Origin of the sequence: Hydrocoleum sp. CS-953 (assembly GCF_002260545.1) — a bacterium.
Lineage (GTDB): Bacteria > Cyanobacteriota > Cyanobacteriia > Cyanobacteriales > Microcoleaceae > Trichodesmium.
On the sequence record NZ_LGSU01001233.1, the window covers coordinates 1 to 8,352 of the forward strand.

General features: G+C 36.5%; 1 protein-coding gene and 2 pseudogenes. All 3 read right to left on the reverse strand.

The window, feature by feature from the left end:
* Window positions 1-3,470: 3,470 nt before the first annotated feature.
* A pseudogene (locus tag AFK68_RS20930) lies at window positions 3,471-4,044 on the reverse strand (biotin/lipoyl-binding protein); the annotation flags it as partial.
* 1,018 nt (window positions 4,045-5,062) lie between these two features.
* Window positions 5,063-5,564: ATP-binding cassette domain-containing protein (locus tag AFK68_RS20935; protein WP_143438099.1), on the reverse strand; the 502-nt coding region annotated here is incomplete at its 5' end.
* A gap of 1 nt (window position 5,565) precedes the next feature.
* Window positions 5,566-8,274 (reverse strand): annotated as a pseudogene (locus AFK68_RS20940) (peptidase domain-containing ABC transporter); the annotation flags it as partial.
* Window positions 8,275-8,352: the final 78 nt, after the last annotated feature.

Below are 8,352 nucleotides of genomic sequence, written 5' to 3' on the forward strand. Positions count from 1 at the left end.
TTCCTATTGCGTATATAGCAATAGAAATGAATCAAATTTTTATTTCTGATTTGCTAAAAGTTTGCCTCTAGATTTTGTAGGTAAAAACTCTGGAGGAATGTGCCAGAAAGTACAAGGGTTTTTGTCGTCGCTATAGGTTAAAAAAGAAATCCCCTAGAAAGTACCACTGGGGAAGTAGACTTCTAGGGGATACTATTCTCAACTTTGGGTAGAAGGGGCGATCGCTCAGTCATATTTTTGTTGTAATAGTCATAAGGACAAACATACCATACCCAAAGTTGTTAAGTCGAAAGGAAAGAATGAATTTTGACAAGACTTATTAATGAAATGAGAAATTAAAGAAGCGATGGCTTCTCATATATAGTCTATAGTCATTTCAAATAAAGATGGAACACTAATGCACAAAAAGTCAGAAATTAGAACGAAATAGCCCTGGTTTTTGGTAGATAAAAATTAACCTCTAACTTCAGTGAAATAATATCAATCACTTGACTAGAAGAAGAAAAGATAAAAGCTCAAAGTAAAGTTGTAAAAATTAGCCTTTACCGAATTATTAATTATTAATTATTAATAATTAAATAATTATGGTTTAAGGCCTCCCCTTTTAAGGGAAAAAAAGCGGTCGTTAGCGGAGCTTCCCGAAGAGTGGGATGGCNAGATAAAAATTAACCTCTAACTTCAGTGAAATAATATCAATCACTTGACTAGAAGAAGAAAAGATAAAAGCTCAAAGTAAAGTTGTAAAAATTAGCCTTTACCGAATTATTAATTATTAATTATTAATAATTAAATAATTATGGTTTAAAGCCTCCCCTTTTAAGGGAAAAAAAGCGGTCGTTAGCGGAGCTTCCCGAAGAGTGGGATGGCGTTAGCGCAGCGGGTCCGTAGGAGCGGGTCTCCTGCTCTTACAGAGCCGCGAACGCTTTTCATGTCGGCGACAGCCGAAACGCCATATCCAATCGACCAAGAAAAGAAATAATATTTCCTTATCTTCAATCAAGAACGGTTTTAACCAGAGGTAATTATCAATTATCAATTATCAATTATCAATTATCAATTAATGAATTCTTCCTTCTTACTTCTTCNTCAAGAACGGTTTTAACCAGAGGTAATTATCAATTATCAATTATCAATTATCAATTATCAATTAATGAATTCTTCCTTCTTACTTCTTCCTTAATGAGAACGAAATAGCCCTAACCAGGCCACTTTGCTATAAATTATAAATTCTGAATTCTGAATTCTAATTAACATTAGTCAAACTCTGAAACTTACCAGTAAATCTATTAAAGAACAACTCTAAAACTGTCCGCTTACCAACATTAATATTAGAATTAATTGCCATACCATTCTGCAAACCAATTTCCAGGTCATTCTCATTATCCAGAACAAATGTTTGCCGTTCTAAATCAATCGTAGTTTCAAAAGAAAAATAAGGTCTTCCTGCTTCTTGGTCTGGTGGAATAGCATCATCACTAATAGAAATAACCTCCCCAGTTACTGTACCAAACTCATTCGCAGGTAAAGCTTCAACTTGTACTTCTACAGGTACACAGTCAACATCTTTCAAACCTAACTTTTCTCGATTTTCTTTCAGCTCCGGACAAGCACATTTTTTACCCGGTTCACATTCAATAACCTCTCCACCAGCTAACTCTTGGTCATGATAAGATTCTAATTTTTTCCGTTTATCATTTAAAGCTTTTAACACCAGAGCAACATCTTTATTCTGAATATAAACCACTGCTTCCAAACCTTCATCATCATCCAATACTGTCAGTAAAGGTTGAGTTTGTTGTGCCTCATAAGAAGCATCCTCACATCTTTCTGGTTGTATATCCCCTGGTTTCAAAACCTCATTAATTACATATTGACAAATAGGGTCAGTTTTCATATCTAAAGAAGAGTCTTCTTTAGTAGTAGGTTGTANTAAAGCTTTTAACACCAGAGCAACATCTTTATTCTGAATATAAACCACTGCTTCCAAACCTTCATCATCATCCAATACTGTCAGTAAAGGTTGAGTTTGTTGTGCCTCATAAGAAGCATCCTCACATCTTTCTGGTTGTATATCCCCTGGTTTCAAAACCTCATTAATTACATATTGACAAATAGGGTCAGTTTTCATATCTAAAGAAGAGTCTTCTTTAGTAGTAGGTTGTAAATCAAAAATAACTCCCGAAACTGGGGCTTTTAAAACTTGATTATCGCGAGCTTCTTCTAATTTTTCTATCTGAGCATTAACTTCAGTTAGTTGCTTATTATTTTCTAGTTGCAAACGAGTAAACTGAGAATCTATTCTGGCAATTTCTCTACCTTTATTTTCAGCAATTCTGGCATAAAGTTCTCTTGCCCAAGCGTCTCTTGTATTTTTTAATTGTTCTTTGGTTCTATTAATAGATACATTTAAACGTTGTTGTTCTAACCTAGCACGTTGTACTTCTGCCTGACGAGCTTTAACTTCTCCTTCTCTAGCATTAATATCTGCTTGCCTAGAATTAATTTCTCCCTCGCGAGAATTTATTTCTCCCTCTAAAGTATTAAGCTCTGCTCTGCGAGAATTTACATCTCCTTCTCTGGCATTTATGTCCGCTAACCGGGTATTAATTTCTCCTAATCTAGTATTTATTTCTGCTGCTCTTGATTGTATCTGGTCTTGTTGTCTTAATATCTCACTTTCCCCTCGAAATACTTCTTGTTCCTGGCGTTTTTTTTGCAGTTCAGCGATCGCTCCTTCTTCTACTAAAGGAGATATTTGTCCGAGAATTTCTTCGTTAGAACCTAATACTTTTTCTGATTTACCTAATTGTCCTTTTGCTAGTTCTAATTGTTCTTGGGAATACTTTAGTTGTGCTTGAGTATTGTTCAGTTGTTCTCTGGCAAATTTCAGTTGTTTTTCTGCATTATTTAATTGTTCATAAGCATAGGTTAGCTGTTGCTTGGTATTATTTAATTGTTGTCTGGAAAATTGTANTCCTAATTGTCCTTTTGCTAGTTCTAATTGTTCTTGGGAATACTTTAGTTGTGCTTGAGTATTGTTCAGTTGTTCTCTGGCAAATTTCAGTTGTTTTTCTGCATTATTTAATTGTTCATAAGCATAGGTTAGCTGTTGCTTGGTATTATTTAATTGTTGTCTGGAAAATTGTAATTGTTGTCTAGAGTATTGTAATTGTGTTTGGGCTATTCTTAGTTGTTCTGTTGCTGCTTCTTCTTCTTTTTCTGCTTGTTGAAGTTGTTTTTGTAGCTCTCTAACTTGTAATTCTACAGCACCTACACGAGAGTTATATTCAGCTTTGTAGTTGATATATAATCCTTGTAAACTAGGGTCAATATTGACAAAACGGCCTCTGTTTAGGTAAAGTTCATCAATTAAGGCGCGATATGCTTGATTTTCTGATATTCTAGTTTGTCTTTCTTGAGCAAGTTTTTGTAAATCTGGGGGTAAGGCTGTGGGAACTTTACCATTTAGNATTCTACAGCACCTACACGAGAGTTATATTCAGCTTTGTAGTTGATATATAATCCTTGTAAACTAGGGTCAATATTGACAAAACGGCCTCTGTTTAGGTAAAGTTCATCAATTAAGGCGCGATATGCTTGATTTTCTGATATTCTAGTTTGTCTTTCTTGAGCAAGTTTTTGTAAATCTGGGGGTAAGGCTGTGGGAACTTTACCATTTAGTACGTCTTTATAGAACTCATTTTCTCTTTTGAGGGTTTCTCTTAATTCTTTAGCGGAACCTAAGTCTGCACTAGGAGCAGTAGGACTAAAGGTTAGTAATGGTTGATTCTTTTCGACGCGATCGCCATTTTCTACATGAAGTCTAACTACATTTCCACTTGTAGGAGCTTGGACATTTATAGAACCATCTTTAAGTTCTAACTGACCTGTTGCGGGTACAGCTTGGTCTATCTCGGCAAAGTAGGCCCAGATTATAGCTGAACTGGTCATTAACATAATCATCCAGAGAAATAGGCGAGATAATATAGCTGGTTTCTCTAAAATTACTGGTTGTTCGTTTAGTGATGCTGATTTATCTTGCATTTTTTTTAATAATTAGGGAGTAGGGAGTAGGGAGTAGGGAGTAGGGAAGAAGAGAAAACTTTTCAATAAAGAATCATAAGTTAGTAGTGGTTGAGAAGGAAGAATTAAAACAGTGAGGAACTGCTCACCCGCCACTAATTTTTCATTAAAAACTATCACCTTCTAACTTTGAATANTAGGGAGTAGGGAAGAAGAGAAAACTTTTCAATAAAGAATCATAAGTTAGTAGTGGTTGAGAAGGAAGAATTAAAACAGTGAGGAACTGCTCACCCGCCACTAATTTTTCATTAAAAACTATCACCTTCTAACTTTGAATAACTTAGGTATTGTATGCAAGTTTTCTGACACTTTTTAGTATTGGGTGGTTTGATAATTTTTATCAAATTTATTAACTCCTTCTAACTTTTAATAACTTAGGTATTTTACTTAAGTTTATTTCTTCATTACTTCTGACTCCTGACTTCTAAATTCTCAAACTTATAACTGATAACTGTTAACTGAAATTACTGGTTNACTTAGGTATTTTACTTAAGTTTATTTCTTCATTACTTCTGACTCCTGACTTCTAAATTCTCAAACTTATAACTGATAACTGTTAACTGAAATTACTGGTTTTTCGTTACTTCTGACTCCTGACTTCTAAATTCTCAAACTTATAACTGATAACTGTTAACTGAAATTACTGGTTTTTCGTTTAGTGATGCTGATTTATCTTGCATTTTTTTTTAATTAGGGAGTAGGGGGTAGGGAGTAGGGAGTAGGGAAGAAGGAAAAAGGGTTAAATAGGAAGGAATCAGGAAAGAGAGAAAGGGAAAGTCTTTGAGGAAAGAATCAGAGATTAGTTGATTTCAGTTATCAGTAGTTTTCTTGACTCTTTCTAACCTTTAATAATTTAGTAATTGTACTTAAAACTCCTTCTCTCCTAGATAACTAAAGCCTTCCTCCTTCTTTCTGCTTAGTAATTGTACTTAAAACTCCTTCTCTCCTAGATAACTAAAGCCTTCCTCCTTTTTCCTTATTATTGTTGAGATTCTTGTTGTTGATAGAGACAGAAATAACGTCCTTTAACTGCCATTAATTCGTCATGTGTTCCTTGTTCTACCACAGAACCTTTATCCATCATAATTATAGTATTAGCATTTTTTACTGTTGTTAAACGGTGAGTAATAAAGAAGACTGTTTCACCTTGGAAAGCCTCAGCTAAATTCTCACAAACTTGACGTTCTGAACTGTAATCTAAGGCGCTAGTTGCCTCATCTAAAATTAACAATTTGGGATTTTGTAGAACTGTTCGAGCCAGAGCAATTCTTTGTCTTTGCCCCCCAGATAAAGAAGCACCTCTTTCTCCCACCATTGTGTTATAACCACTAGGCAAATTCATAATAAACTCATGGGCAACTGCTATTTTAGCAGCACGAATAATTTCATCGGTTGTTGCATCTGGATTTGTCAAAGCAATATTATCTTGAACGGTACCATTAAACAGGAGAGTATCCTGCAAAACCACTCCAATTTGACGANTCTTTGCCCCCCAGATAAAGAAGCACCTCTTTCTCCCACCATTGTGTTATAACCACTAGGCAAATTCATAATAAACTCATGGGCAACTGCTATTTTAGCAGCACGAATAATTTCATCGGTTGTTGCATCTGGATTTGTCAAAGCAATATTATCTTGAACGGTACCATTAAACAGGAGAGTATCCTGCAAAACCACTCCAATTTGACGACGTAAAGAATATAATTCTACCTTTTGAATATCGTATCCATCAACAAAAATTCGACCTGAAAGTGGTGGATATAAACGCTGTAATAATTTCATTAATGTACTTTTTCCGGAACCACTCAAACCTACAATTCCGACAAAATAACCAGCAGGAAATTCTAAGTTTATATTTGCTAATTGTAGAGGTCCGCTTTGAGTAAACCTGAAGGAAAGTTCTTCAAATTTTACACTGCCATTTATTGGTGGCATATCAATATTATTCCGGTCTTCCTCATCTACTTCCGGTTCAGTATCTAAAACATCTCTTAGTCGTTCAATTGACATTCCTACTTCTTGGAAACTCTGCCAAACACTAACAAAACGGAGTAAGGAACCTGTTACATTACCAGCAATAATTCGGAAGGCAATTAATCCCCCTACAGATAATTGACCATCAATAACTAAATAAGCACCAACCCATAAAAGAGCCAGTCCGGAAAGTTTATTTAAAAAGGTACTAATAGAACTAGAAGTAGTCTGAGTCAGAACAGTATTAAAACTAGCAGTCATAAACTTGGCATAACGACCTGACCATTCCCAACGAGACCGGAGTTCTAAATTTTGCGCTTTAATAGTCTGCACACCATTTAGTACCTCTACCAAGTATGACTGAGAGTCGGCATAACGTTCCGCCTTTTTCCGCAGTAACCTTCTGACAATGGGAGAGTTAATTAAAATAATTCCAGCAAAGAAAGGCAACCCAGCCAAAGCAACGGCAGTCATTAATGGATTAAGAGCCAACATTACGGCAACATAAATTACTGAGAATACGGCATCCAAAACTACTGTTAAGGCTGTACCTGTCAGAAAATTTCTAATATTAGCTAATTCTCCAATCCTACCGGTTAAGTCACCCACCCGACGATTATCAAAATAATTAAGTGGTAAACGGAGCAAATGGTCAATTACTTCGGAGCTAAGTTTGACATCTATACGGTTAGTCGTATCTACAAACAAGAAAGTCCGTAAACCTCCTAATAAAGCTTCAAACAAAGCTATACCTAACATTAATATACCTAGAACATCTAGGGCTTCAATATTCCGTTGCCCCATAACTTTGTCGATAATAATCATGGTCATTAGGGGGTTGACCAAGCCAAATATCTGTACAAAAAATGAGGCAATTAATACTTCAATAAATACTGTGCGATGTTCCATCAGGGAAGGAACAAACCACCAAAAACTAAACTGTTCCTTCTGTTCCGTCTTTGGTGCTTGGAGTAGTAGAATCTGTCCCGACTCTCCCCAAATTTCCTGAAACTCTCCTGGTTTGAGGCGAGTTAATCCAAATTCTGGACTACCTACAACAATTTCTTGTTCTGTAATACTATAAAGTATGGCAAAACTATCCTGCCATTGAATCAAAGCAGGAGCCTTGAGGCGAGGTACTGCTGCTGCCGAGACTTGTGCCAGTTGACCGCTTAATCCCATCATCTGAGCGATCGCTCCACAAGCTTGCAAAGATACCCTACCTGCTGTACGAATCTGATTATCCAATACCCGACGAATAACATCCCGACGGAACTTCAGACCCAGGTGTTTAGCCAACATTTGGAAGCAGGCTAAGGGAGCTGCTATTTCCCCTTTGGCTCGGAAAATTGGATATTTTTTTGATGGGGTATCTTGAGCAACTGTTGGTTCTGGAGGACGTGCTGGTGCTTGAGGCACTATCGACATATCCAAGGGAGCTAACCCTGTTTTTTGCTCACCATTTTCTGTTAATTGAGTTTCCTCAACTTCGGCGTTGGTCTGTTGTTCGGGAAATCCTAGTATTCTTGCTCCTCTAGCTCCTTCTACTTTCAGAGATTTACCTGCTCCATCCAACAATACTTGGCTACCAGGGGCAAAATCTCCTACTACCCCACTACTCACCAACCATATTTTTGACCCATTTAGAATAGACCCTAGTTCTTGAGTTTTTGTATCTCCTGGGGGCAGATTTACTACTAAGGTATTTGAGACAACATTTTGGGATAACTGTTTGAGGTTAACATTAACTTCTGCCCTTCTGGCAAATTCTTGGCTTAGTAGTTCATAAACCTCACTTACTGCGGGAGTTTCCAGGAAAGCTTTACCAAATTCTGGTTCCGTTTCTAATACGGCGAAAAAATCTGCTGTTGGTAGAGTAACTGCAATTAAGTCTGTTGAGGCAAGTGCTGTTTCACAAGGCATCCCCCGTAGCAACCCTGGCCAACCTAGTATTTCTCCTGGTCCAACTAATTTTAAACTGACATGACGTTGCGATCGCTGGTCATAACCTAATATTCTTGCCTGACCCTGATAGATAATTGCTATCTGGGTCGGCATTTTTTCTCTTTCAAATATTGGTTGTCCGGCACGGTAACCGAGAAGTTGACATTTTCCTGTTAATTGTTTTAGAGCATTTTCCGAAAGCAGATTAAATGGAGGTTTTTCTCCCAGAAATTCTTGTATTTGTACTCTTGATATTGTTGAAGAAGTAGCCATAACGAATAATTGATAATTGATAATGGATAATTGATAATTAAAGCATTAGACAATTAGATATTTTCAAAACTCTTTACA